Below are 25416 nucleotides of genomic sequence, written 5' to 3' on the forward strand. Positions count from 1 at the left end.
TGGATGTGTTGTGGCGGGGGCTCATGCGTCGCCACCCATGGAAGAATTCTCGTCGCTGATCGCAGGGGTGGTGGCCTTCCTGCGGTAGATCAGCAGGGCACCGGCTCCGAGCAGGATCACTCCGAACAAGCCGAAGACCCACGCCTGGAATCCTGTCGAAGCCAGGAAACCTGTTGAATCCGGACCGGTACCTGGCAACGGGATGCCAAAGATGTTCGGCTGTTCCTTTACGCAGGCAGCCAGTTCGGCGGCGTCGGAAACACCGTTGCCGTCGAAATCCTCCTCACCTGTCGCACATCCCGCAGTGCCGCAGATGACGAAGTCGATCCAATCCGCGACCCTGTTTCCGTCCGCATCGTCGCGTCCGTTGGAGCACGTCGCTGACCCACATGCCAAGTCCTCTGCGTAGTCGGGGACGCCGTCAGAATCAGTGTCGGTGGTTGGGTCTGCGCATTTCGCATCACCGCACGCCGTGATCTCGGTCCAGTCAGGAATGCCGTCAACGTCTGTGTCTTCCCGACCAGTCGCGCACGTACCGGACCCGCAGACCACCACCTCGACACCGTCAGGTATCGCATCCCCATCGGCGTCACAGGAAGCAGCGTCCTTTTGGCCCGAGCACGCTACGTGCTGAGCTGCGGGAACCGCCACCGCGTACGACATCGATGCCTTGGCAACCCCACTCACACTCGTGCTTGCGGCTGCGGCCGTGGCCCATGGAATCGACATAAGCAACAGCAAGAGCAGGGGAACGAGGCCCAGCAAACTCTTAACCAACGTCTTGGAAGGTGCGGAGCGGGCGCTGCGCTCCAGCGCTGGTGCTGTCTTCAAAGGCGAGAACCTGGAGTTCAGGGATGATCTGGTAGCAGGGAGCGCCACAGTGATGCCTTTCGGAATGCGGGTGATGGTCAACACACTCCTCCAACCGGGAGTGCGGTTCCACTTAGTTAGAGCCGCATCAGGGCGATCTATGACGCCACATTCACAAACTATCGGCAGACCATTCGAGGGACGCCCCCGTACGCGTGCGGCACAAGCCAAGGCGCAGTTGGCGTTTTCTTGGCAAGAACGAGCCACAGTTGCGTAGGGGCGGGGCGAGGCTCCTGGCCTGACTGTTCACCAAACCCGCGCAATCGCAGGCGTGAAGGCACCAAACAGCAGAACCCCCGGCATGCACTCGCATACCGGGGGTTCCAACGTGGCGGAAGGTAAGGGATTTGAACCCTTGGTACGGGGTTACCGCACACTGGTTTTCAAGACCAGCTCCTTAGGCCGCTCGGACAACCTTCCCTGCCTAGTAGTGTTTCATAGGGAGTTGGCTGTACCAAAACATCACGTGCTTCCCGTCCCGGCCCCGGGTCTGGAAGTGCCAGCAAGAATCCGGGAGTCCGTCATGAAAGCCGTCTACATTTCCCAGCCAGGCGGGCCCGAAGTCCTCGACGTCAGGGAAGTCCCGTCTCCGGTGCCGGGCGAGGGTGAGGTGTTGATCGACGTCGTAGCCGCGGGGCTGAACCGCGCCGATGTGCAGCAGCGCCGCGGTTTCTACCCGCCGCCCCCTGGCGCCTCCGAGGTTCCCGGGCTTGAGGTTTCCGGCCGGATCGCCGGCTTCGGCCCTGGAGTTACCAAAGCGTTCTCGTTGGGGGACAAGGTTGTGGCCCTGCTGGCGGGCGGCGGCTACGCCCAGCAAGTGGCCGTTCCCGCCGAACAGGTACTGCGGCTTCCCGACGGCGTTGACCTGGTCACCGCAGCCGCTTTGCCCGAAGTGGCAGCCACCGTCTACTCGAACCTCATCATGACGGCGCAGCTCCAACCCGGCGAAACCGTGCTCATCCACGGTGCCACGGGCGGCATTGGAACCATGGCCATCCAGATGGCCAAAGCCTACGGCGCCAACGTGGCCACCACCGCGGGCACTGACGAAAAAGTGGGCACCGCCAAGGCGTTCCTTGGTGCGGACATCGCCATTAATTACTCCGACGAGGACTTCGTCGAAAGCCTCAAGGCGCAAAACGGTGGCAAAGGCGCGGACGTGATCCTCGACGTCGTGGGTGCCAAGTACCTGCAGCAGAACGTAGACGCACTCGCCGACTACGGCCGCCTGATCATCATCGGACTGCAAGGCGGCACCAAAGCCGAGATCAACCTGGGACAACTGGTCAGCAAACGGGCCGCCGTGATCGGCACGGCCCTCCGTCCGCGGCCCGTGGCCGAGAAGGGCGTCATTATGTCCGCCGTGCGTGAGGTGGTTTGGCCCATGCTCTCCGATGGCCGGATCAAGCCGCTGGTGGCCAAGTCTTTCCCGCTGGACCGCGTGGCGGAAGCCCACGAGTACTTCGATTCCGGCGAGCATGTGGGTAAGGTCCTGTTGCTGCTCTGACCGGCACCCCCTTATAGCAAGGAGCTCCATTGTCCATCCGGCACAGCCTCCTGGCCCTGCTCCAGGACCAGCCCCGGTATGGCTATGAGCTGCGCGTGGAGTTCGAGGACCGGACCGGCGCGGCCTGGCCGCTGAACATCGGCCAAGTTTACACCACCCTGGACCGCCTTGAGCGGGACGGACTGGTCAGCAACGACGGCGACGACGGCGGCGGCCACGTCGTCTACAGCATCACCGACGCCGGGGTCGCCGAAGTCGGGGCCTGGTTTGACGGGGCAGTGGGCCGCGGCACTCCGCCTCGCAACGAGATTGCCATCAAGCTGGCGCTCGCGGTGACCCTGCCGGGCGTGGACGCCTCGGCCGTGATCCAGTCGCAGCGCGAAGTGTCCGTGCGCGCCCTCCAGGAACACACCCAAGCGAGGAAAGCGGCATCGGCAAACCAACGCTCCGCCGACACTGCGTGGTTGCTGGTACTTGATTCCCTGATCTTCCAAGCGGAGGCAGAGGTGCGCTGGCTGGACCTGTGCGAAGCGCGGATGCTGCAAGTTCAGGAGCGCTCGGGGGAGTGAACTCTCGGAAAGTGCGCGGAGTGTAGTTGCCGTTCACCGCAGCACAACCGCCGCTCGTCGCACCACGCCTGATCACCCGGTAGGTTCCGCCGTGCGGGGGGAACCTTCATTGCTAGCGTGCCCGTGACGCCCGGCTGTGCCCTAACGGAGCCACGGCAGCAAGAAGGTTCTCAAGGAGGAGACATGAACGCCATCCCGGAACAAGAACTCGAAAGGGAGCTGGACCCCACATTGCCGCCGCCGGCCGTGGATGAGTCCCGACGGGAAAAGGACGAACGGAAGTGGACCCCGGCCAAAATCGCCTTGTGGGTGGCCATTGCCCTGCTCGGCGGCGTGGCTTGGGTCATGCTTGCGCTGGTCCGCGGCGAGACGGTCAACGCCATCTGGTTTGTCTTCGCTGCCGTGTGTACCTATCTGATCGGTTACCGCTTCTATTCCAAGGTCATTGAGCGGTACCTCCTCAAGCCGGATGACCGGCGGGCTACCCCGGCCGAGTACAAGGCTGATGGCAAGGATTATGTCCGCACCGATCGGAACGTCCTGTTCGGCCACCACTTCGCTGCCATTGCCGGCGCCGGTCCGCTGGTGGGTCCGGTCATTGCTGCACAGATGGGTTACCTCCCCGGCACTATCTGGATCATCATCGGCGTCGTACTTGCCGGTGCGGTGCAGGACTATCTGGTGATGTTTTTCTCGATGAGGCGAGGCGGCCGGTCCCTCGGCCAGATGGCCCGCGAGGAACTTGGCGTCATTGGCGGCACCGCCGCCCTGGTCGCCACGTTGCTGATCATGATCATCATCGTTGCGATCCTTGCTCTGGTGGTGGTCAACGCCTTGGGCGAAAGCCCGTGGGGTGTCTTCTCGGTGGGCATGACCATTCCGATCGCACTCTTCATGGGCGTCTACCTGCGGTACCTGAGGCCGGGGAAGGTCATGGAGGTCTCGATCATCGGCTTTGTGTTGCTGATGGCCGCGATCATCGGCGGCGGTGCCGTGGCTGGAACGGAATGGGGTGCAGCCTTCTTCCACCTGGACAAGGTGACCATCGCGTGGGGCCTCATCATCTACGGCTTCATCGCTGCGATCCTGCCTGTGTGGCTGCTGCTCGCACCGCGTGACTACCTCTCGACGTTCATGAAGATCGGCGTGATCGTGATGCTCGCCCTTGCCATCATCGTGGTGCGGCCGGAAATCAACGTTCCGGCCTTCAGCGAGTTCGCCAGCCGCGAGAACGGCCCGGTTTTCTCTGGAGCGTTGTTCCCCTTCCTGTTCGTGACCATCGCGTGCGGTGCCCTGTCCGGGTTCCACGCATTGATCTCCTCCGGCACCACTCCGAAGCTGATCGAGAAGGAACGGCAGACCCGCTTCATCGGGTACGGCGGCATGCTCATGGAGTCCTTCGTGGCCATCATGGCGCTGGTGGCGGCCATCTCGATCGACCGTGGCATCTACTTCGCCATGAACGCACCCCTCGCGCTGACCGGCGGCACGGTTGAATCCGCGGCCCAGTGGGTCAACAGCCTTGGCCTGGCGAACGTGAACATCACTCCGGACGTCCTGGCACAGACCGCCAAGGACGTGGGGGAGGAGAGCATCATTTCCCGTTCGGGCGGTGCGCCCACGCTCGCTGTTGGCCTGGCGCACATCATGCAGCAGTTCATCGGCGGGCCTGGAATGATGGCGTTCTGGTACCACTTCGCCATCATGTTCGAGGCACTGTTCATCCTGACTGCGGTGGACGCCGGCACCCGGGTTGCGCGTTTCATGCTGCAGGACTCGATCGGCAACTTCGTTCCCAGGTTCAAGGAAGCCTCGTGGCGGCCGGGTGCCTGGCTGTGTACGGCGATCATGGTTGCTGCGTGGGGTGCCGTGCTGCTGATGGGCGTCACGGACCCCTTGGGTGGGATCAATACTCTCTTCCCGCTGTTCGGCATCGCCAACCAGTTGCTCGCTGCCATCGCCTTGGCCGTGTGCATGGCCATTGCTGCGAAGCGGGGAGTGTTCAAGTGGCTCTGGATCGTCGCAGTCCCGCTGGCGTTTGCCGCCGTCGTGACCATCACGGCAAGCTTCTTCAAGATCTTCTCGCCCGTTCCGGCGGTGGGCTACTTTGCCAACAATGCCGCTTTCACCAAGGCCTTGGCGGACGGCAAGACCTCGTTCGGGACGGCCAAAACGGTTGAGGCCATGGAAGCGGTGGTCCGCAACACCATGATCCAGGGCGTGCTTTCGGTGATCTTCGTCGTCCTGAGCATCATCGTGATCATCACCGCCGTCATTGCCACGGTCCGGGCGTTCCGTGCCGGTGGCGGGCAGGACCACGAGGATCCGGCCGTACCGTCCAAGGTGTTCGCTCCGGCCGGATTGATTCCGACGGCAGCAGAGAAGGAACTCCTTGCCGAGTGGGACGCCCTGCCCGTGGACCAGCGACCCGTGAGCTCGGGGCACCACTAGTGGGAGCCCTCACGAACGGCTTTCGTGGATTCGCTGGATACATGCGGGGGCTGATGGGCGCCGACGCGTACCAGAAGTATCTGGAGCACTTCACGTCCTCCGGCCACGAAGGTCCTGCCATGACCGAGCGCGAGTTCTGGCGGGACCGCATGGACCGTCAGGACACCAACCCGCAAGGGCGCTGCTGCTGAGGCTACCGGAAGTTTCGCTACGAACGAAGTCCAAAATCCGGTCTTGGCCGCGGGCTGGCGCGAACCACGTGAGAGTATGAAACGCATGAGCGATCTGAACGACATTCAGCCCAAGGATGAGGCTTCGGACGACCAAGCCGTGGAGGGTACCCCGGTGGAAGGCACGGCCTTGAACGGCGCTGACCAGGGGTCAGAGGAGGCAAAGGACAAGCCCAAGGGCACCAACCTCCAGGAGCTCGTTGACGAGCCGGCCAAGGTGATGCGGATCGGAACCATGATCCGGCAGCTCCTCGAAGAGGTGAAGAGCGCACCCCTGGACGACGCGGCACGTGGCCGCCTGGCAGAAATCCATGAACGTTCCATCAAGGAATTGGAAGACGGTCTGGCTCCCGAACTTATCGAAGAGCTGGAGCGTATCAGCCTGCCGTTTCCGGAGGACAAAGCGCCCTCGGACGCAGAACTTCGCATAGCCCAAGCACAGCTGGTTGGTTGGTTGGAGGGCCTGTTCCACGGCATCCAGGCCGCCATCGCGGCCCAGCAGGCTGCCCGTGACCATGCAACTGCCCAGCACCAGTTGCGCCAACTTCCGCCGGGAACGGTGATCGCGCCCGGCATTGTGATCGGCGAGAACGGGCAGCCGCAGCGGGCCAAGGCCCCAGGTGGACCCGGCGTTGCGGCTCCCGGCCAGACCGACGATCCCGATCACGGCCCGGGCCAGTACCTCTGAGCCTGGCCGTGGGTTTCTTTGGGGCCGTCCGGCAGGGACGGAAAGACGATCTTGAGCTCGGTAAGGGGCTGTGGCGCCGTGCACATGACCGTTTCCATCGTGGCTTGGATCGATATCACCAGGTACTGGAAGGCGTTGACGACGAGGAGTTGTACAACGAGCTGGTGCAGATCGCCAACGAGCTTGCGGACTTGCTCCCACGCGTTCGGGTGATCTGCGTAGAGGCGCAAAAACGGGCGCCCAGCGATGGCCTTGACGTGCCAGGTTCCCTTGCCGGCGTCCACCGTGCACTGTCCAAGGCCGGCAATTCGCTGGCCACGACTGCAGAGGCTGCGGCCATGCTGCGGCTGGCTGTTGGTCCTGTCCCAGTGGGCGCGCTGTCCGTACGGCGCCGGGCCGAGTCTGTTTTTGAACAGGTCGCCGACGCCGAGCGCCTCCTTTCGTACTGACTGAAGGCCAACGGACTGAAGACCGCCCGGTTCAAGTGTGCAGCGCATGCAACTACCGGCGTGCGCGTTTATTCCACTGACGCAAAAAGTTAAGCGGATAGCTGATCTGCGTAATATTTGGTGCTTTGAGCAACTTCATGCTGGCAGGATTGCAGACATGACTTCCTCACCAACGCTTACGTTCAACGACGGCAACACCATTCCCCAGCTCGGCTACGGGGTGTGGCAGGTTGAAGACGATGTAGCCGAAAAGGTGGTCCGCCAGGCATTCGATGCCGGCTTCCGCCACATCGATACCGCCAAGATCTACGGCAACGAATCCGGCGTTGGCCGTGCGATTGCTTCATCCGGCCTCTCCGCCGAGGAGATCTTCATCACCACCAAGCTGTGGAACGCCGACCAGGGCTACGAGGCTACGCTGGAGGCCTTCGAGAAGTCCTTGGACCGCCTCGGCATCGAAACCCTGGATCTATACCTGATCCACTGGCAGCAGCCCAAGCAGGACAAGTATGTGGACACCTGGAAGGCCCTGATCGAGCTGAAGAAGCGCGGCCGGGTGAAGTCCATTGGTGTTTCCAACTTCACCACCGAGGGCCTGCAGCGCATCATCGATGAGACCGGCGTTGTCCCGGCGATCAACCAGATTGAACTGCACCCCTTCTTCAACCAGTCCGAGCTGCGTGCCTTCAACGCCTCGAAGGGCATCCTCACCCAGGCCTGGTCCCCGCTGGGCCAGGGCGGCGAACTGCTGGAGAACCCCACCGTCGCTGAGATCGCGGCCAAGCACCAGGCCACGCCCGCCCAGGTGGTCATCGCCTGGCACCTGGCCATCGGCAACGTCGTCATCCCCAAGTCCGTCACCGAATCCCGCATCCAGGAGAACTTCGCGGCTCTGTCCGTGAAGCTGGACGATGCCGACGTCGAGGCCATCAACGGCCTGGACCGCGGCACCGAAGGCCGGATCGGCCCGGACCCGGCGGTGTCCGACTTCGCCTAGTCCCGGCACGCAAGTGCCCCGTACCCAACTGGGTAGCATTAGTGCGCGTTATGATCGCTCAAAACGCGCGCTAATGCGACCTACTTGGGTGCGGGGCGCTGTGCGTTAAGGTGCCTGGCTCCTAAGGTACGACGGCGGGTGGCGGGTTTTGGGGGACCGGTTCTGCGCCCGAGGATGGATGGGCCGGAAGGTTCGCGGCGTGTTCAGCCAGGATGCCCGTCTGGTGCCGGATCTTCAGCCGGTAGAGAAGGGCCCCACCCACGGTGACAGCAGCCACGAAGATCACTCCACCCCACTGCAGGTACCACTCGAAGGGCGGGACGGAGTTGTAGATCTCCTGTCGCGGCCAGATCAGGTTGATGGTCATGGCACCGCCCCACAGCACGGCGAGGATGTTCACCGGCAGGCCCCACTTTCCCAGGGAGAAGCCGGACTCGGAACCGGGAGCGTCCGCTATCGGCCACTTCTTCAGGAACCGCTTCCGCAGCAGCGGCACAGTGACCAGCAGGTAAGACAGGTAGATCAGGACAATGCTGATGCTGGACAGGATGGTGAAGATGGCCGGCTGCATCACGTTGATGAGCAGCGGAATGACGGCCAGTACGCCGATGACAATGGCTGCCACGGTGGGGGTCCGGCGTACCGGGTCCACCTTGCTGAGCTGGCGGCTGAACGGGAGGTTGTTGTCCCGGGCCATGGCGAACATCATGCGGATCGCAGCAGCATGGACGGCCAGCGTGCAGACCACCACGGCGACGACGATGCACACAAGGAACGCCTTGCCGAAAGGCCCGCCGAGGACACTGAGAACAATGTGCTGGAGCCCGCCGTCGGCTGCGCCCACCTTGGGGTCCGTGAGGTCCGGTGCTGCCAGGATGCCAAACAACAGGATCAATCCGCCCAGCAGGAAGGACGCTGTGACCGCTCGGATGATCGCTTTCGGTGCCGTCTTCTTGGGGTCCTTGGTCTCCTCGCCCAAGGAACTGGCGGTGTCGAATCCGTACATGACGTAGCCGGAGGCCATGGCGCCGATCAGGAAGACGCCGAAAAAGCCCAGGTCATGGCCTTCACCGAAGCCGGCCGTGTCGAAGAAGACCTCCGGACCGCGGACCACATGCCAGCCGAGCGCCAGGATCAGCAGTACCGCGGCAATCAGCTCCACGAAAACGCCGATGCTGTTGATGCGCGTCATGAGCTTTACGCCGAACGCGTTGATCAGCGTGGAGATGGTGATCATGATCGTCGCCAGAACCACACCGTTCATGGCGAAATCAAAGGGTCCGCTGCCGTCGCCCACGAACTGGAAGCCGGACCAAAGTTGGGGCAGGGTGATCTGCAGCGCCAGTGCTACAGACCCCAAGGCCATGATGGAGGACAACATCAGCAGCCAACCTGCCAGCCAGGACGGGGTCCCGGAAGAAAGCCGTTTGGCCCAGTTGTAGACCGACCCGGCCACCGGGTAGCGGCCGGCAAGCTCGGCGAAGCAGAGGGCAACCATGAGTTGGCCGACGAAGACGATGGGCCAGGACCAGGCGTAAGCCGGTCCGGCCATGGAAAAGCCGAAATAGAACAGCTGGAAAACACCGGTAAGGATGGAGATGTAGCTGACGCCGGCAGCGAAACTGGCGAATTTGCCGATGCTGCGGTCCAGGGTCTGCGTGTAGCCAAATTCGTCCATGCCGCTTGAATCATTACTCTTGATGGGTTCCATGTGGACTCCTAATCAGGAAAGCAAGATGGGATCGGCCGCCCTGGGGCGCGGCGAATCGAAGTTTGCTGTGGTGGTTGTGCCCGGCAGGAACAGCCCCGCCGGGCTTGGCGCTTAGGCATACGAAGGCGAGAAATCCTCCTCTTCCCGTTCGAGGGCTGCGCCGTTGGCGTGAAGACGGCTGGACCGGATCAGATCAGCGCACCGCTCGCCGATCATCATGACGGTGATGTTGGGGTTGACGGTGACATGTTCGGGCATGACGGACGCATCGGCGACCCGGAGGCCGGTGACCCCCTTGACCCGCAACCCGGGATCCAAAGGTGACATATCGTCGTCGTACGCTCCCATGCGGACCGTGCCCACCGGGTGGTACACGGTGTTGTGGGTCCTGCGGATGTACTCCCGCAATTCCTCGTCCGTCTGCGCCTCGATGCCGGGCGAGAGTTCGCGCCCAGTCCACTCAGCCATGGCGGGCTGCGCGGCGATCTCCCTGGCTTTGCGGATGCCCGCAACCATGACGCGCATGTCGTGGCCTTCGGGGTCCGTGAAGTAGCGCGGGTCCACCATGGGCTTGTCGCGGAAGTCCCTGCTGCGCAGGCGGACTGTGCCGCGGGAACGGGCATGGGTGACGTTAGGGGTGAGGCTAAAGCCGTTCTCCGTGGTGGGGTAGCCGTAGCGCAGGGTGTTCATGTCGAACGGAACCGAGCCGTAGTGCATCATGAGGTCCGGACGGTCCAGGCCCTCCTCGGTGGGGGTGAAGATGCCGATCTCCCACCACTGGGTGGAGGACTGCACCATGGGCTGCCTTGCCTCAAACTGCACCACGCCCTCTGGGTGGTCCTGCAGGTTTTCGCCCACGCCCGGAGAGTCGACCAAGGCCTCGATCCCGTGCTCCGCGAGGTGTGCGGCCGGGCCAATGCCGGAAAGCATCAGCAGCTTGGGGGAGTCGATGGCACCGGTGGAGAGGATCACCTCGTGGCGTGCGCCAAGGCGGTGGGTGCGGCCGAACGCCGAATCAACAACATCGACGCCGGTGCAACGCTTGTCCGCGTCGAACACCAGTTGGCGGGCCCTCAGGCCGGTCAGCAAAGTGAAGTTGGGGCGCTCGATGATGGGATGGATGTAGGACACCGAACTGGAGGACCGGGTGCCATCCGAGCGGCGGTTGATCTGGAAGAAGTTGGCTCCGTTGACCACCGTGGTGCCTGTGTTGAACTTCGCCCGGGGGATGCCTGCCTGTTCGCAAGCGTCCAGCAGTGCGACGCCGGAAGGATCTGCCGGCGGCACGTTCATCAGGTGCACAGGGCCCGAGTCGCCGTGGTGCGGGGAATCAGGGCCGGCGTCCTCGTTCGTTTCCAGCCGCTTGTACAGCGGCCAGGCGGCGTCGGCATTCCAGCCGGTGGCGCCGTACTTTGACTCCCATTCGTCCAGGTCCTCGCGGGGAGCCCAGAAAGCGATGCAGGAATTGTGGCTGGAGCAGCCGCCCATCACCTTGGCGCGGGCGTGGCGCATGAACGAGTTGCCGTTTTCCTGCGGCTCGATGGGATAGTCCCAGTCGTAGCCGGACTCCAGCAGTTCCATCCAGCGGTCCAGCTGCAGGATTTCGGGCAGGTTGCGGTCGTCCGGGCCCGCCTCTACGAGGGCCACTGTCACGTCCGGATCCTCGCTCAGCCTCGCGGCCACGGCTGCTCCGGCGGACCCGCCGCCGATCACGACGTAGTCGAACGCGCGCTCGCCGAGGTTGTCAATGGTGTCGAAGTGCATCTAGTTCTCCTTGCTGTGGTCAGCGAACCAGCCGGTTACCTGCGGGCTGGTGTTCTGGTAGATGTGCTTGGCTTCCTGGTATTCGGCCAGCCCGGTGGGCCCGAGTTCGCGGCCGACTCCGGATTGGCCGAACCCGCCCCATTCGGCCTGGGGGAGGTAGGGGTGGTAATCGTTGATCCAGACCGTGCCGTGCCGCAGGCGCTTGGCCACACGTTGGGCCTTGCCGGCATCCTGCGTCCACACGGCACCGGCCAGTCCATAGATCGTGTCGTTGGCGGTTGCCACGGCCTCGTCTTCGGTACGGAACGTCTCCACCGTCACTACTGGACCGAACGCCTCGTCGGTGACCACGGACATCCCCCGGGTAACGCGGTCCAGGACGGTGGGCTGGTAGTAGAACCCGGCGTCGTACGTCCCGCCCTCAACCGGCGCGCCGCCAGTCCGCAACCGGGCGCCTTCTTGGAGCCCCCGCTGGACGTAGGTGTGGACCTTGTCCCGGTGGGCCGCGGAGATCAGCGGTCCGGTCTCGGCGTCATCGTCGAACGGCCCGCCCAGGCGGATGCTTTCGGCGCGGCGGACCAGCTCATCGACGAAACGCTCGGCCATCGATTCCTCCACCACCAGCCGGGCACCCGCCGAGCAGACCTGGCCGGAGTGGACGAAGGCACCGTTGAGGGCATTGTCGACGGCGGCATCGAAGTCAGCGTCGGCGAAGATCACGTTGGGGTTCTTGCCGCCGAGTTCCAGCGCCACTTTCTTGACCGTCGCGGCCGCCGCCGCGGCGATCCGCTTGCCGGTTTCCAGGCCGCCGGTGAAGGAGACGAGGTCGACGGCGGGATGTTCCGAAAGCGGTGCACCCGCCTGGGCGCCGGCACCCGTGACAAGGTTCGCGACGCCGTCGGGCAGTCCGAGGTCCTGCAGGAGCTGCATGGCCAGGATGCTCGTGGAGGGTGTCAGTTCGGATGGCTTGAGGACGAAGGTGCATCCTGCTGCCAGAGCCGGGGCGATCTTCCACGCGGCCTGCAGGAGAGGGTAGTTCCACGGGGTGATGAGGCCGCAGACGCCCACCGGTTCGTAGTCGATCCGGCTGACGACGTCCGCGTTGCCCGCGTCCACCAGCCTGCCCGCCTGCTGGCCGGCGATCCTGCCGAAGTACTCGAAGCAGGCGGCGATGTCATCGATGTCGATCCGGCTCTCGATGATCCGTTTGCCCGTGTCCAGCGATTCGGCGCGGGCGAACTTTTCCCGGTGTTCCCGTAGCCCGGCTGCGACCTTCAGGAGGAAGGCGCCGCGCTCCGGGGCGGGGGTTGAGGACCAGACGCCGGAGTCGAAAGCAGCGCGCGCCGCTTCTATGGCGCGTTCGGCGTCCTCCTTGCCGCCCTCGGATACGGTGGCGACGAGTTCGCCGTCGGCGGGGTTGCGGATTTCGCGGACGGCGCCGGAGGCAGCCGCCTCCCATGAGCCGTTGATGAAAAGCGTTTTTGGCATGGATCTCCCTAGGAATTGGGCCCGGTGTTCAAAGGTAGGGCGGGTGTTTCAGGGGTGGTGTTGAGGTTCCGGTGCGGCGTTTTTGGGTACAGCGCAGCTGCGCCTTGTAAGGCGCGGGGCTGGTTGGCGGTGGTGCGGTGCTGTCCGGTGTCTTGGGTTATGCGGAGTGGTTCAGCGTTGGCGACTTTGCAGAGGAGTGAAACTGGGCGTGTAGTGACCGGCCCGGAGTAGGTGTGTCCTAAGTCATAGAAGTACACTAAACCACTTTGAACGATCGTTCAAGCGTTTTGAGGTGAGATATATCAATTAGCCTGTTTGTGACTTTGCCCCGGCGGGACTCTGGCGTTGAGCTACTTGGCGTCGCGCGCCGGGGCGAAGGCGATTTCCTCCGTGCGGGCGATGCTGCGCTGGATGGCGCCTTTGTCTATGCCCAGCAGGGAGGTCAGCCACATGCCGTTCTGGATGACGACGATGTCAGCGGCGCGGTCCCGGCATTCCTCCCAGGAAAGCGCGGGTGTGGCGTTGTTGATCAGGGTCGCGACGCCGTCGAGGTAGCGGTCGAAAGCCGCGGCATTGATTTCCGCGTAGCCCTCATCAGCCTGGGCCAGGGCCCAGAGGTGGAGGCGTAGGGAAAGGTAAGGCGTGGTCAGCAGGTCAGGGCCGGCGACGCGGCGGAGGGCCTGGCGCAGATGTTCGCCTGGGTCTGCCTCGGAGTTCGCGGCGACGAGGAGGAGGTCGTCCTCATCCACGCGGCGCAGGGCCGCGCGGATGAGGCTCGTTTTGTCGTCGTAGTAATAGTTCACCAGGCCCAGCGCCACTCCGGCTTCGCGGGCCACTGCCCTCATGCTCACTCCGGCGATGCCGTGGCGCGAGAGCAGCTCCATGGCTGCTTCGAGAATGCGGGACTGCTTGTCGAGCTGTTCGCCGTTGTTCTGCGTACCCTTATTCAAGGCGTTTGTCCCCATGAGGCCACACTATTGCCTAAGTTGGCGGGAGCGCACTTTGGGTCGACGGACCGTCCGGCTTACTCCACCAGCTTGCCCACCGTTGAGACTTCCTTCATCAGGGCGGCGATCTCGGCGGGGATGGCCGGGATCTGTTCCTTAGCCACGCCTGTGGTGGGTGACCAGACGAGGTTGACCTGCAGTTCCGCATCCATCCCTGGGTAGTCGCTGCGGTTGTGGCAGCCGCGGGTTTCGCGGCGTTCGATGGCGGATTCGAGGGTGGCGCGGGCGGCGAGTGCCGAGGCTTTGAGGTCGAAGGCGTGGGCCAGGTCCTGGTAGCCGGCGAGGTCTGGGTGGACGCCGATGTTTTGCATGCGTTCTTCGATGGCGTTGAGTTTCGCGAGGCCGGTCATGAGGCCGTCTTCGTCCCGGACGACGCCGGCGTGTTCGGTCATCATGTTGCGGATGGCCCGCTGAAGTGCCCGCACGTTCTCGGTGCCATCGGCGGCGAGCAGCTCGTCGATCTCCGCCCGCGCCTGGGCCAGCGCTTCGGCTGATCGTGGCTGGGACGTGAGGGATGCAGAGTAGCCGGCGGCTGCTTGGGCGACGATCCGGCCGAAGACGAGCAGTTCGATGAGGGAATTGCCGCCGAGCCGGTTCGCGCCGTGGAGCCCGCTGGATGCTTCCCCGATGGCATACAGGCCGGCCACGTCCGTGCTGTGATCTTCCGGGCGAACCCAGACCCCGCCCATCGAGTAATGGGCTGTCGGGGCAATTTCAATCGGGGTGGCTGTGATATCGAGCATCTGGACTTCCAGCATGGTCTGGTAGACCCGTGGCAGGCGATCCATGATGGTTTCACGGGGAAGATGGGACACATCGAGCCAGACTCCGCCATTGGGGGTGCCGCGGCCTTCCTTGATTTCGGTGTAGGCGGCCAGTGCAACCCGGTCGCGGGTGGACAGTTCCATGCGTTCCGGGTCGTAGCGTTCCATGAACCGTTCGCCGAGGTCGTTGCGCAGGATGCCGCCTTCACCGCGGGCGGCTTCGGAGATCAGGGTGCCTGCGGCGCTTTCGGGTTCGATGATCCCAGACGGGTGGAACTGCACGAGTTCGGCGTCGCGGAGCCTTGCCCCTGCGTCGACGGCGAGGCGGAACGAGTCTCCGGTGTTCTCGTCGCGGCGTGAGGAGGTGCGGCGCCAGATGCGGTTGTGCCCTCCGGCGGCCAGGACCACTGCGTCGGCATGGATGAGGTAACGGGTGCCGTTGTTGAGGTCGAAGCCGTAGGCTCCGAAGACCTGGTTGTCCTTCACGAGCAGGCGGGTGATGTACACCTCGTCCAGTATGGGGATCTCCAACTGCTGGGCTCTGGCAACCAGGCTGCGTTGGATCTCCAGCCCGGTGTAGTCGCCGGCGAAGGCCGTGCGCCGGAAGGTGTGGGCGCCGAAGAAGCGTTGGGAAATGCGGCCGTCGTCCTCGCGGGCGAACGCCATTCCGTAGCGTTCCAGGTCTTGGATGCCTTGAGCGGCTCCGCGGGCAACGATCTCTACCGTGTGGGGGTTGGCGAGGTAGTAGCTTTCCTTGATGGTGTCTGCTGCGTGTTGCTGCCAGCTGTCGTCTTCATCCATGGTGCCGAGCGCTGCGTTGATGCCGCCGGCGGCAAGGGAGGTGTGGGCGTCCGTGCGCTGGCGTTTGCCGACGGCGAGCACGCCGACTCCCATTTCGGCCAGCTCTATGGACGCGCGGAGGCCTGATCCGCCCGTCCCGATGACGAGGACAGTAGTGGAGATCTGCTTTTCTGTGGGGGAAGTGTTCATAAATTCATGCTAAAAACCGATTCTATGATCAGTCCAATGCATTGTTTGGCTCAACTTGATGCATATAGGCTATGAAGGTGAATCTTGAACAGCTCCGGAGCTTCGTGACCGTACACCAGATGGGGCACTTCACCCGGGCCGCCGGGTATCTGCATCTGGCCCAGCCATCGTTGAGTCGGCAAATCTCCACCCTTGAGTCCGACCTCGGAGCGGCCCTTTTCCATCGCGTCAGGGGCAACGTCACGTTGACCGCAGCGGGGGAAGCACTCCTGCCGTTGGCGACCCGGATGCTGGCAGATGCCGACACCGTTCGATTTGAAATGCAGGAGTTGGCCGGACTCAGGCGCGGGAGGGTGCGCATCGGCGCTACCCCGACATTGTGCATCAGCCTCGTTGCCGAAGTCCTGACCTCTTTCCATTCCGCCTATCCGGGCATCGAGTTGCACCTGTCAGAGGGCGGTTCGCTGGGTTTACTGGAGGAACTGGCCAATGGTGCGCTGGACCTTGCCCTCGTCACCAAATCGGAGGACGCGCCAACCCCCTCGCCCAGCCTGGGAATGCTTCCGATCCTGAGTGAGGAACTCGTGGTCATCTCCTCGGCCAGGCGCGATCTCCTGGAGGGCGTTGAAACCCTGACGCTCACCGAATTGGCTGAACTGCCGCAGATCACTTTCCAGGAAAACTATGAACTGCGGGCAACCACCACACAGGCCTTCCGCGCGGCGGGCCTCACTCCCAGGATCGTCCTTGAGGGCGCCGAAATGGACGCCGTACTGCGCTGCGTGGAACGCGGACTGGGTGTGGCCGTGGTTCCGGCCATGGTGATGGTGGACAGGCCAGGTTTGCACTCGGTGCGGCTTACGGCCCCGCGCTTCACGCGCTCCATCAGCCTGGCGCACCGAAACGACGTACCGCTCACGCGTGCAGCCCAGGCCATGCAGGATCTGGTCATCGAAACGGCCAATGACCTGTCCTCAACCAGCGCAGCGACAGCAGGCCTGCTCTCAGCGACACCGGCTCGCAAGCGGTGACCCTCGTGCCAAGATAGGTCCATGGTCCCGACACTCCTGCCTGACCGTGCCGTACCGAACCTTCCGTCCGCGGACTTCGACGTGACCGAAGCCTTTTACAGTGGCTTCGGCTTCGAGCGGGTTTTCCGCGATGAGGGCTGGCTGATCCTGACGCGGGGCGGCCTGCAGTTGGAGTTCTTTCCCGCCCCGGACCTTGACCCGTTCACCAGCAACTTCATGTGCTCCGTTCGGGTTGCCGACGTCGATGGGCTCTACGAAGCCATACAGCGTTCCGGCGTACCCGTGATGACCACCGGCATGCCCAGGCTGCGCCCCGTGAGGATGCAGTCCTGGGGCCTCCGGGCAGGCTACCTGGTGGATCCTGACGGCACCCAGCTGACGCTGATCGAGCAGTCGTTTTGAGCAGAAGCCGACGACGGCGGCACTGGAGTCGGGCGCGCGGGCGGCAGGCCGGCGTCGTTCGCCAGGTTCGGCCTAGATCCGGCGGCCTAACCGCAACTGGAGCGCATACAGTCCACCTGCAGCCGTGAGCGCCAGGGCGCCGGGGGCCAGAAAGACCAAGGGCAAACCCACGACGCCAACTCCCAGGCCGCCCACAAGTCCTCCCAGTGCGGAGCTGACCGCGGGCGCGCTGATGAAGATCGCCGAAGCGGTGGCTACTGCCTGGGGGAGCAGGCGTTGGGCCACGATGATTCCGAGGCCTGCGAAGATGCCCCAGACGCCGCCCATGAGGACCTGCGCGATCAGCAGCCCGACGGGTGAGCCGCTGAGCGCGAAGAGCACGTTCGCTCCGACGCCGAACAGCGCCCCGAGGACCATGAGGTTGAGCATTCCGGTCCGGCGGGCAAGGACCGCCGCCACTGGCATCAGGATCAGTTCCACGAGCGGTTGGATGCCGATGATGATGCCGCCGAGTGTCGGCGGATACTGGTGGTCATTCATGTAGATGGGAAGGTAGGCGTACTTGATGGGTTCTCCGGCGTACACCAGGATGTAGAGGCCCGTGAAGGCCAGCAATGGCCACATGGTCTTGAGTGATACTTGGGTGTTCGGCGTCGGGGCGATCCCTGTTGCGGTGTTCCGGGCCCGGTCCCGAAGAGTTCCCAGAGGAAGCAACTGTGCCAGGGTGCAGACCGCCGTAGCCATCAGCATGGCACGCAGGCCGAGTTGGGCGCCCAGGAAAGAGCCTGCTACCGGGCCAATCACCCAACCCAGGGTGAGCGACATCCGGACGTAGGAGATCACGCCATCACCTGCCGGCGAAGGATTGGCCTGGAGTTCATCATGAATCGCTGCGAACAGTTGGGAGGTGGCGGCACCGGCGAAGCCGAGGACAAGGGCGCTGATGGCAAACGGCATCCAGAGCTCGGTTGAGAACGCGATCCCCAGCCACCCCAGGAAACCGGCCACTGCGCAGAGCCGGAACGGGCCGAGTCTGCGGCCCGTGTGATCAGAACGCCGTCCAACAAGGTACCCCGCCCCTAAAGCGGTGAGGTTCGTCAGATAGTAGAGTCCCGCGACCGTCAATGAGCTGCCCAAGTCCTCCACCAGGAAGCGGGCAATGTGCGGAGCTGCGGCGGAGAAGCCGAGTCCGGAGAAGAACAGTGCCAGCGTTGCGCCGCGATACAAGGGGGTGGCGAGCACCACCCGCAACGCCGAGGGGCTGCGGGTCAGTTGGTCTGTCATGCTGCGGTGTCTCCGTCGAAGTGGCTGCACGGCAGCGCGTGGATGAAAACCTAGTCAAACTTGGTTTTGATCTTAGGCTGCATCATGCCCGAAGTCCACAGTGTCCGCAGCACTCCGGAAGCCGGCCGGTCGACGACGCGGCAGCACCAGCGCAGGCGACGTGTTCAGCCCGTGGCCGCGGGTCTCCACGGCTCGTCGGTGTGCGTGAGCCACACCTTGTCCGGGTTCAACGACAACACCAGCCGTTGTCCCCCCGTGCCCGGATCATCCAGTTCTCCGAACCACACGGCAGTGTCACCGGCGATGATGGTCGGCCCGTTGTCGCCGTCTACGACCACAATCTGCGAACCCGCGGTGTGCCCTGGCGCGGGAAGGAGGCGCACCCCGGGAAGCAGCTCGAACTCGCCATCCACCGTCACGTAATCAACCCCGGGTGCGTCCACCCAGTGAGGGATGGTGTAGTCCTCCTTGGTGCGGGCGTCGTCGAGTTCCTGCCGCTGGACGTAGATGGGTTTGCCGGCGAAGAGATGGTTGCCGCCGCAGTGGTCGAAATGAAGGTGTGTGTTGACCACCATGTCGATGCCCTGGATGTCGAAATCCTGCTCGTTCAACGGGTTCAGGCGGGGATCCATATCGGCGATTGCCGGATGAAGTTCAGTCAGGCCGGTGTCCACCAGGATGCGCCCTTCGGGGTGGTCGATGACATGGACGTAGATCGGCATCGGTTCGCCTTCGGCCATAAGTTCGCCGACACGGACAGGGGTGACACGGATGGCTGCATTCATTTCTCCAGAATCCCACCCACCACAGGATGCGTCGAGCAACCGCCCAACGAAACCTTCACCCCACCCTCACCCGCTGTTCACAACGGCTCGAAAGGGTGGACGGCATGACTGACCTTTCACGCCGCTCCCTCGTCAAGACTTCCCTCGCCGGCCTCACCCTCGCCGGCCTCGCCACGGCAGGAAGCCCCGCGAACGCCGCCCCGAACGCCATCCCCCTGGTCCGCAAGCGCCTCACCCTCCCTACGGGGATCGCTACCGGCGATGTCACCACCGATTCCGCCGTCCTGTGGTCCCGCGCCTCCGGACCGGGCCGGCTCACCGCCACCCTCCGGGCCATCGACGACGCAGGTGACATTCTCCGCGGCCGCTACGGTTTCAGCCGAACCATCCGTGGCCCCCTGGCAAGCGAAGCCAGCGACTTCACCGCGAAGATCCATGCCAAGGGACTTCCTGCGGGTACCCGCTTCACGCTGGAGTTGAACTTCGAAGACGAGAACGGCCTCGGGGAGGCTGTTCAGGGCACCTTCCGCACGGCGCCGGGAACGAACAAAGCCAACGACGGCGGCTCGCAAGACGCGCGCGCTGGCGGCAGGCCGGCGTCGTACTCGCAGTCCTTCGTCTGGACCGGCGATACCGCCGGGCAGGGCTGGGGCATCAACCCGGACATCGGCGGAATGCGCGGCTACCAGGCCATGCACCAGACCCGCCCGGACCTCTTCATCCACTCGGGCGACACCATCTACGCCGACGGCCCCATCGCCGAAACCGTCACTGAAAAGGACGGCCAGGTGTGGCGGAACATCGTCACGGAGGACGTTGCCAAAGTGGCCGAGACTCTGAAGGAATACCGCGGGCGCCACCGCTACAACTCCCTGGACGCCAACATGCGCGCCCTGTTCGCCGACGTAACTGTCATCGCCCAGTGGGACGACCACGAAACCCACAACAACTGGTACCCCGGCCAGATCCTGGACGACGCCCGCTACACCGAACGCGACGTAAACGTCCTCGCCGCCCGCGGCCGGCAGGCGTGGCAGGAGAACATGCCGATCGCGGACTCCGCTGCACTGTGGCGTCCGGGAACGTACGACGCCGGCCAGTACCAACCCGCGCGCATCTACCGGAAGATTTCGCGCGGCCCGCAGTTGGACATCTTCTGCCTGGATATGCGGACGTTCAAGTCGCCGAACACGGACGGCAAGGAGCCTTACGCCACCAACATCCTGGGCCGGGAACAGGTGGACTGGCTGATCAAGGAGGTCCGGCAGTCGAAGGCGACCTGGAAGGTGATCGCCGCCGACCTTCCCCTCGGAATCGTGGTTCCGGACGGCGCGGTGAACCAGGAGAGCCTGTCCAACCGGGACAACGGGGCGCCGCTGGGCCGCGAGTTGGAGATCGCCGGCGTGCTGAGCGCGTTCAAGAAGTACGGCATCAAGAACACGGTGTGGCTGACCGCGGACGTGCACTATTGCGCGGCACACCACTACTCTCCCGAACGCGCGTCCTTCACGGACTTCGATCCGTTCTGGGAGTTCGTGGCCGGTCCGATCAACGCGGGTTCCTTCGGCCCGAACGGCATGGACGGGACGTTCGGGCCGGAGGTGGTGTTCGCCAAGGCCGGGCGTTTCCCGGGCGAGTCTCCCCGCGATGGAGAGAACCAGTACTTCGGGCACGTCGAACTGGGTTCCGACAACACCTTCAATGTGAGCCTGCGGAACGCCAACGGTGCCGTCATCTTCTCGAAGACGCTGAACCCGCTGGGCTGACGCCTGGCGCAGCCCTAACGCCGGATCATCTCCAGCACAGCGTCACGCACACGCCCCATGGTCTGGGCGTCCTTGCCCTCGACGTTGAGCCGCAGCAGTTCTTCGGTGTTGGACGCACGGACGTTGAACCACCAGTCTCCTGATTCCGCGGTCACGGTCAGGCCGTCCAAATCATTCAGGAGAACATCGTCCATGCCCTCGTAGGAGCCTTGAATGTCCGCGATGGACGTGGCCGTGTCCGCCACGGCCGAGTTGATCTCGCCGCTTGAGGAGTACGGTTCGTACTTTTGCGCCAAGCTGGAGAGAGGTCCGGGCTGCCCGCCGAGGGCGGCAAGGACGTGCATTGCGGCGAGCATGCCGGTATCCGCGTTGTAGAAGTCGCGGAAGTAGTAGTGGGCGGAATGTTCGCCACCGAACACAGCGTTCTCTTCGGCCATGCGGGCCTTGATGAACGAGCGGCCAACCCGTGTTCGGACGGAACGGCCACCGGCGGCCTGGATGAACTCCGGAACCGACGTGGACGTAATCAGGTTGTGGATCACGGCCGGCTCTGCCTCCCCGGCCGCCTGCGCCCTGGCGATCTCACGTACCGCGATCAGGGAGGTGATGGCGGATGGTGTGACCGGTTGTCCCATCTCGTCGACGACGAAGCAGCGGTCCGCATCGCCGTCGAACGCCAACCCAAGGTCGGCGCCGTGCGCGACGACGGCCGCCTGCAGGTCGCGGAGGTTCTCCGGTTCCAACGGGTTGGCGGGATGGTTCGGGAAGGTGCCGTCCAACTGGAAGTAAAGGGGAACAATCGTCAGCGGCAGGGCCTCCAGGTGCTGGCCGCCCAGTACCGCAGGAACGGTCATCCCAGCCATGCCGTTTCCGGCGTCCACAACAACCTTGAGGGGACGAACGCCGGTCAGGTCAACGAGGGAGCGCAGCTTGCGTGCGTAGTCGCCAAGCACGTCCAGCGCGGCCACGGTACCCGGTGAGCCGGCCGCCGGAATTCCTTGGGCGAGGTAGCGCTGGGCGAGGTCCCGGATGTCGAACAGCCCGGAATCGGAGGAAACAGGGACGGCTCCGGCCTTGGCCATTTTGATCCCGTTGTACTGTGCCGGGTTGTGGCTGGCCGTAAAGATGGCACCGGCCGCATTGAGGGATCCGCACGCGAAATAGAGCTCATCGGTCGAAATGAGGCCGAGATCGCGAACATCGGCGCCTCTACTGGAGGCACCGCGCGAAAAAGCAGAGACGAACCCCGGAGTTGACGGGCGCATGTCACCGCCGCAGAACACGGTCCTCCCGGCAAGGCCCAGGACATCCACGAAGGCGGCACCGATGGCTTCTGCAACTTGGTCGGTCAGTGACACACCGACGATGCCCCGGACGTCGTAGGCCTTGAAGGACGAAGAAAGATCCATGATCGTCCTTGATTCAGCGAGCGCCGAAGTCGGTATCCGTGTACGAGCCGGCGCGCCGCTCAGGGGCTTCGCTGCACCGGCAGTTGGTGTCGATCTCAAGACGGAGCCCGCTTGGGTCAACCGTGAGGGAGACGGGTTCGCCGTTGGAGGTGGAAACCCGCAGGGTGCTTTCCTTGGGGGAGACGTCAAACATGGTGGTCCTTTTCTTAGGGGGTTATGGGGTTCAGCCGACGGCGTCGAGGACGCCGCGGACAATGGTGGCAGCCGCGCCGAGGTAGGCCAGCACGATCAGCAGGATCTGTGCGGCCCTCGCCGAGACGCGCTTGGAGGCGAGGTCGCCCAGGACGAGTCCGACCAAACAGGCGACGGCGACCGCCACCCACATGGTTGCCGGCAGGACGGGAAACGATTCCGGAGCCGTGACTGCCTTGGACATGAGCGACAAGGAGCCGATGGTGAAGAAGTAGGGCTGCATGGTGGCCGCGAACGACTTGTGCTGCCACCGGGTTGCGATGGAGTACATGCTGACGGCCGGTCCTCCCACCCCGGCCGCGGTGTTCATGAAACCGCTGAGCCCTCCTGCGGTGAAGAGGTACCGGCGACGCTTGGGCAGGACAGCGGATTTCATGAACAGCAGGACTGTCAGGCCGACGGCGAGGATGACCCCGATCGAGATCTCCAGGACCGGCGGCGGCATGAACCGGATGAGGATGGCCGCGGGGACAATCCCCAGGAGGGCGGATGCGGCCAGTGCCAGATACCGCTTCCAGTCGATGTCCCGCACGACGCGGAAGATGATGGCACCGGCTGTCACGGCTCCGCAGACGTTGACCAGCACTACGCCCTCCACTGGACCGAGCAGCAGGACCAGGAAGGGTGCCGCTACCAAAGCGAATCCCATCCCGGTCACCCGCTGCATCCCGGCGCCCATCACGACGGCGCCCAGCACCAGCCCGGTGGTCAGCATCTAGGCTTTCCAGGCAACGTACTGGACCTCCTCGAATTCCTCGAGGCCCAGGCTGGATCCTTCCCGGCCGAGGCCGGACTGCTTGGCCCCGCCCATGGGCGCGAAGGCCACCGACGGAAGGGGATCGTTGACACCGACAATGCCGGCTTCCAGCTGCTCGGGAATGTCCCAGCCGCGCTTGGGGCTGTTGGTCCAGACGTAGGCTGCAAGGCCCATTTCGGTTGCGTTCGCCTTGCGGATCGCTTCCTCTTCCGAAGCGAAAGTCACGACGCCGGCAGCCGGGCCAAAGACTTCTTCGCTCACCAGAAGCGCGTCGTCGGGAACGTCCACGAGGAGCGTCGGTGCCATGAAGGATCCTTCGCCAGGAACCTCGGTGCGCGTGGTGACCCGTTGGGCGCCGCGGTTGAGGGCATCATCCACCAGGGCCTGGACAGCTGCCACCCGTTCGGCGTCGATCACTGGACCAAGGTCCGGTACCGGTGTGTCGCCGTCGGGAACTCCGTGCCCGATGCTCATGGCATCAAACCGTGCGGCCAGTTTCCGGGCGAATTCGTCCGCGACGCTGTCCTGGACAAGGAAGCGGTTGGCGGCCACGCAGGATTGGCCGGTGTTGCGGAGCCTGCCAAGCACTGCGCCCTCGACGGCGGCATCGAGGTCGGCGTCTTCAAAGACGATAAACGGCGCGTTGCCGCCCAGCTCGAGCAGCGGCCGCACCACCCGTTCGGAAGCGGAGGCCATGATCTGCCGTCCGACGCCGGTGGATCCTGTGAAGCTGACCGCCCGAACGGCGGGGTGCTTGAGCAGGGCCCCGGTCACTTCCCGGGATGGTCCATGGACAAGATTGACGACGCCGGCGGGGAACCCCGCGTCGTGCAGGATCTCGAACAGTCCGGTAGCTGCAAGGGGTGCCTTCTCGGAGACCCGGCCCACCACGGTACAGCCGGCAGCGAGCATGGCCGCGAGTTTCCGCGCTTGGATGGACACCGGGAAGTTCCACGGCGTGAGGCTCAGGGCGACGCCGATTGGCCTGCGGCCGCTGAGGTGGTGGCGGCCCCGGAGCTCCGGCGGGCTGACGGTGCCAGTGGTTCGGCGTGCTTCCTCGGCGAACCACCTGAGGTATTCCACGGAGAAGTCCACTTCGCCCTGGGCTTCGGGCAGTCGTTTCCCGGCTTCCAAAGCCAGGGTATGTGCCAGTTCGTCGCGGCGATCAGCCAACAGGCCGGCGGCGTTGTGGAGCAGGTCGGCCCGTGTCCGTGCCGTGGTCCGGGACCAACTGCTGAATGCTTCGGCCGCGGCATCGGCGGCCCTGGTCGCGTCCTCCGCACCTCCCCACGTCACCTCGCCCACAGTGCTTCCGTTTCCAGGATCCTTGACGTCTTTGGACGTTGCGGCTGAGTGCCAGGTCCCGTTGATCAGGTGCTGTGCCGATTTCAGGTTCATAGGTAGTGCCTTTCGGTAAGTGCTGTGCTCATCCCTTGCTGGCGCCGGCGGTGATGCCCGCCACGAAGTAGCGCTGCAGGAAGATGTAGGCCACCACCACCGGCAGGGAAGCCAGGATGACTCCTGCGAACAGCAGCGGGTAGTTGGTCTGGAATTCGCCTTGGAAGCTCAGCAACGCCAAGGGCAGGGTGCGGTTTCCGGGGGACTGGATGAACAGGAGGGGGTAGAGCAGTTCGTTCCAGTGGATGACGAACAGGAAGATTGCGGCGGCCGCGATCGATGGTGCGGACAGCGGCAGCGCGATCGACGCGTAGGTTTTCCACGGGCCCGTTCCGTCGATGGAGGAGGCTTCGTAGAGTTCCTTGGGCAGCGTCCGCATGAAGCCGCCCAGGATGAACACGGCGATGGGCAGTGTCGAGACCACGTTGGCCACGATCAGTCCCGTGAGGTTGTCCAACAGTCCGAGCCGTCCGAAAAGTACGTAGAGCGGGACCATGTTGGCCTGGGCGGGAATGGCCATACCCAGGACCAGGAAACCAAAGATCGCCCAGGACACAAAACCCTTGAGCCGTGAGACGGCGTAACCGGCCAGGCTGGCAATAAAGAGCGTGACTGGTACGGAGATGGCGGTGACGATGACGCTGTTCCAGAAGGAGGAACCCAGGTCTTGGCCACCGATCACCTCGGCATAGTTGTCGGGGGAGAGGGACTGCGGCAGGCTGAACGGACCTTCGAACAGTTCCTGCGTGGATTTGAAACTGCCGAAACCTACAACGGTCAGCGGAATGATGATGATGAGCGCGTAGATGCCCAGGATGGCGCGGCGGCTGATTGATGCGAGCATGCT

At 64.0% G+C, this 25416-nt stretch carries 23 protein-coding genes and 1 tRNA gene; 10 read left to right on the forward strand and 14 right to left on the reverse strand.

Annotated features, from left to right (window positions below):
* Nucleotides 1–21: 21 nt before the first annotated feature.
* On the reverse strand, nucleotides 22–912 hold the full coding sequence (locus tag ACIQT2_RS18465; protein ID WP_402949326.1) for an LPXTG cell wall anchor domain-containing protein: 891 nt from the start codon (nucleotides 910–912) through the stop codon (nucleotides 22–24).
* A gap of 287 nt (nucleotides 913–1199) precedes the next feature.
* Nucleotides 1200–1290: transfer RNA gene (locus ACIQT2_RS18470), tRNA-Ser, on the reverse strand.
* A 103-nt stretch (nucleotides 1291–1393) separates the two neighbouring features.
* Here ACIQT2_RS18470 and ACIQT2_RS18475 point away from each other — a divergent pair.
* From ACIQT2_RS18475 to ACIQT2_RS18505, 7 genes are all read left to right on the forward strand, one after another.
* Nucleotides 1394–2377 (forward strand): NAD(P)H-quinone oxidoreductase, encoded by a 984-nt coding sequence (locus ACIQT2_RS18475; RefSeq protein WP_400335907.1) that lies wholly within the window; start codon nucleotides 1394–1396, stop codon nucleotides 2375–2377.
* Between the two features lie 29 nt (nucleotides 2378–2406).
* Nucleotides 2407–2946, forward strand: coding sequence for a PadR family transcriptional regulator (locus ACIQT2_RS18480; RefSeq protein WP_402949328.1), 540 nt, complete (start codon nucleotides 2407–2409; stop codon nucleotides 2944–2946).
* Between the two features lie 183 nt (nucleotides 2947–3129).
* A complete protein-coding gene (locus ACIQT2_RS18485) occupies nucleotides 3130–5397 on the forward strand; it encodes a carbon starvation CstA family protein (RefSeq protein ID WP_402949331.1) in 2268 nt (755 codons plus the stop codon).
* The gene (locus ACIQT2_RS18490) at nucleotides 5397–5588 is read left to right on the forward strand and encodes a YbdD/YjiX family protein (protein WP_402949334.1); all 192 of its coding nucleotides are present in this window, start codon (nucleotides 5397–5399) and stop codon (nucleotides 5586–5588) included. The genes ACIQT2_RS18485 and ACIQT2_RS18490 overlap by 1 nt, the downstream gene beginning before the upstream one ends.
* A gap of 85 nt (nucleotides 5589–5673) precedes the next feature.
* On the forward strand, nucleotides 5674–6315 hold the full coding sequence (locus ACIQT2_RS18495; protein WP_402949336.1) for a bacterial proteasome activator family protein: 642 nt from the start codon (nucleotides 5674–5676) through the stop codon (nucleotides 6313–6315).
* A gap of 8 nt (nucleotides 6316–6323) precedes the next feature.
* On the forward strand, nucleotides 6324–6764 hold the full coding sequence (locus tag ACIQT2_RS18500) for a hypothetical protein (RefSeq protein WP_400270673.1): 441 nt from the start codon (nucleotides 6324–6326) through the stop codon (nucleotides 6762–6764).
* 157 nt (nucleotides 6765–6921) lie between these two features.
* The gene (locus tag ACIQT2_RS18505; protein ID WP_400335919.1) at nucleotides 6922–7761 is read left to right on the forward strand and encodes an aldo/keto reductase; all 840 of its coding nucleotides are present in this window, start codon (nucleotides 6922–6924) and stop codon (nucleotides 7759–7761) included.
* Between the two features lie 121 nt (nucleotides 7762–7882).
* On the opposite strand, the gene ACIQT2_RS18510 is transcribed toward ACIQT2_RS18505, so the two are convergent.
* The 5 genes from ACIQT2_RS18510 to ACIQT2_RS18530 form a co-directional block, all read right to left on the reverse strand.
* Complete coding sequence (locus ACIQT2_RS18510; RefSeq protein ID WP_402949340.1) at nucleotides 7883–9472, reverse strand: APC family permease; 1590 nt, start codon at nucleotides 9470–9472, stop codon at nucleotides 7883–7885.
* A 111-nt stretch (nucleotides 9473–9583) separates the two neighbouring features.
* Nucleotides 9584–11236 carry a GMC family oxidoreductase gene (locus tag ACIQT2_RS18515; protein ID WP_402949343.1) on the reverse strand — a complete coding sequence of 551 codons (1653 nt, stop codon included), beginning with the start codon at nucleotides 11234–11236 and terminating at the stop codon, nucleotides 9584–9586.
* Nucleotides 11237–12724, reverse strand: coding sequence for an aldehyde dehydrogenase family protein (locus ACIQT2_RS18520; protein ID WP_402949345.1), 1488 nt, complete (start codon nucleotides 12722–12724; stop codon nucleotides 11237–11239).
* Between the two features lie 350 nt (nucleotides 12725–13074).
* The gene (locus ACIQT2_RS18525; RefSeq protein WP_402949348.1) at nucleotides 13075–13689 is read right to left on the reverse strand and encodes a TetR/AcrR family transcriptional regulator; all 615 of its coding nucleotides are present in this window, start codon (nucleotides 13687–13689) and stop codon (nucleotides 13075–13077) included.
* Between the two features lie 59 nt (nucleotides 13690–13748).
* The gene (locus ACIQT2_RS18530; RefSeq protein WP_402949351.1) at nucleotides 13749–15485 is read right to left on the reverse strand and encodes an FAD-binding protein; all 1737 of its coding nucleotides are present in this window, start codon (nucleotides 15483–15485) and stop codon (nucleotides 13749–13751) included.
* Between the two features lie 71 nt (nucleotides 15486–15556).
* On the opposite strand from ACIQT2_RS18530, the gene ACIQT2_RS18535 reads away from it, so the two are divergent.
* Together ACIQT2_RS18535 and ACIQT2_RS18540 are read left to right on the forward strand one after the other, a co-directional pair.
* A complete protein-coding gene (locus ACIQT2_RS18535; protein WP_402949354.1) occupies nucleotides 15557–16516 on the forward strand; it encodes a LysR family transcriptional regulator in 960 nt (319 codons plus the stop codon).
* A gap of 36 nt (nucleotides 16517–16552) precedes the next feature.
* A complete protein-coding gene (locus ACIQT2_RS18540) occupies nucleotides 16553–16918 on the forward strand; it encodes a bleomycin resistance protein (protein WP_402949449.1) in 366 nt (121 codons plus the stop codon).
* A 72-nt stretch (nucleotides 16919–16990) separates the two neighbouring features.
* Here ACIQT2_RS18540 and ACIQT2_RS18545 read toward each other — a convergent pair whose 3' ends face one another.
* Nucleotides 16991–18202 (reverse strand): MFS transporter, encoded by a 1212-nt coding sequence (locus ACIQT2_RS18545; protein WP_402949356.1) that lies wholly within the window; start codon nucleotides 18200–18202, stop codon nucleotides 16991–16993.
* Between the two features lie 164 nt (nucleotides 18203–18366).
* Nucleotides 18367–18987: an MBL fold metallo-hydrolase gene (locus ACIQT2_RS18550; protein ID WP_402949358.1), complete on the reverse strand. Its 621-nt coding sequence runs from the start codon at nucleotides 18985–18987 to the stop codon at nucleotides 18367–18369.
* A gap of 104 nt (nucleotides 18988–19091) precedes the next feature.
* Here ACIQT2_RS18550 and ACIQT2_RS18555 point away from each other — a divergent pair, with 104 nt between their 5' ends.
* Nucleotides 19092–20753, forward strand: a complete 1662-nt coding sequence (locus tag ACIQT2_RS18555) for an alkaline phosphatase D family protein (protein ID WP_402949360.1) — start codon at nucleotides 19092–19094, stop codon at nucleotides 20751–20753.
* Nucleotides 20754–20767: 14 nt separating this feature from the next.
* Here ACIQT2_RS18555 and ACIQT2_RS18560 read toward each other — a convergent pair whose 3' ends face one another.
* The 5 genes from ACIQT2_RS18560 to ACIQT2_RS18580 are packed head-to-tail and all read right to left on the reverse strand — an operon-like array spanning nucleotide 20768 to nucleotide 25413.
* Nucleotides 20768–22162: a phosphomannomutase/phosphoglucomutase gene (locus ACIQT2_RS18560; RefSeq protein ID WP_402949363.1), complete on the reverse strand. Its 1395-nt coding sequence runs from the start codon at nucleotides 22160–22162 to the stop codon at nucleotides 20768–20770.
* Nucleotides 22163–22175: 13 nt separating this feature from the next.
* Nucleotides 22176–22355, reverse strand: coding sequence for a hypothetical protein (locus ACIQT2_RS18565; RefSeq protein ID WP_402949365.1), 180 nt, complete (start codon nucleotides 22353–22355; stop codon nucleotides 22176–22178).
* 30 nt (nucleotides 22356–22385) lie between these two features.
* The gene (locus ACIQT2_RS18570; RefSeq protein ID WP_402949367.1) at nucleotides 22386–23129 is read right to left on the reverse strand and encodes a sulfite exporter TauE/SafE family protein; all 744 of its coding nucleotides are present in this window, start codon (nucleotides 23127–23129) and stop codon (nucleotides 22386–22388) included.
* Nucleotides 23130–24569: an NAD-dependent succinate-semialdehyde dehydrogenase gene (locus ACIQT2_RS18575; RefSeq protein ID WP_402949369.1), complete on the reverse strand. Its 1440-nt coding sequence runs from the start codon at nucleotides 24567–24569 to the stop codon at nucleotides 23130–23132.
* Nucleotides 24570–24597: 28 nt separating this feature from the next.
* A complete protein-coding gene (locus tag ACIQT2_RS18580; protein WP_402949371.1) occupies nucleotides 24598–25413 on the reverse strand; it encodes a carbohydrate ABC transporter permease in 816 nt (271 codons plus the stop codon).
* Between the last annotated feature and the right edge of the window lie 3 nt (nucleotides 25414–25416).

Origin of the sequence: Paenarthrobacter sp. NPDC090522, from assembly GCF_044769225.1 — a bacterium.
In the GTDB taxonomy this organism is placed as follows: domain Bacteria; phylum Actinomycetota; class Actinomycetes; order Actinomycetales; family Micrococcaceae; genus Arthrobacter.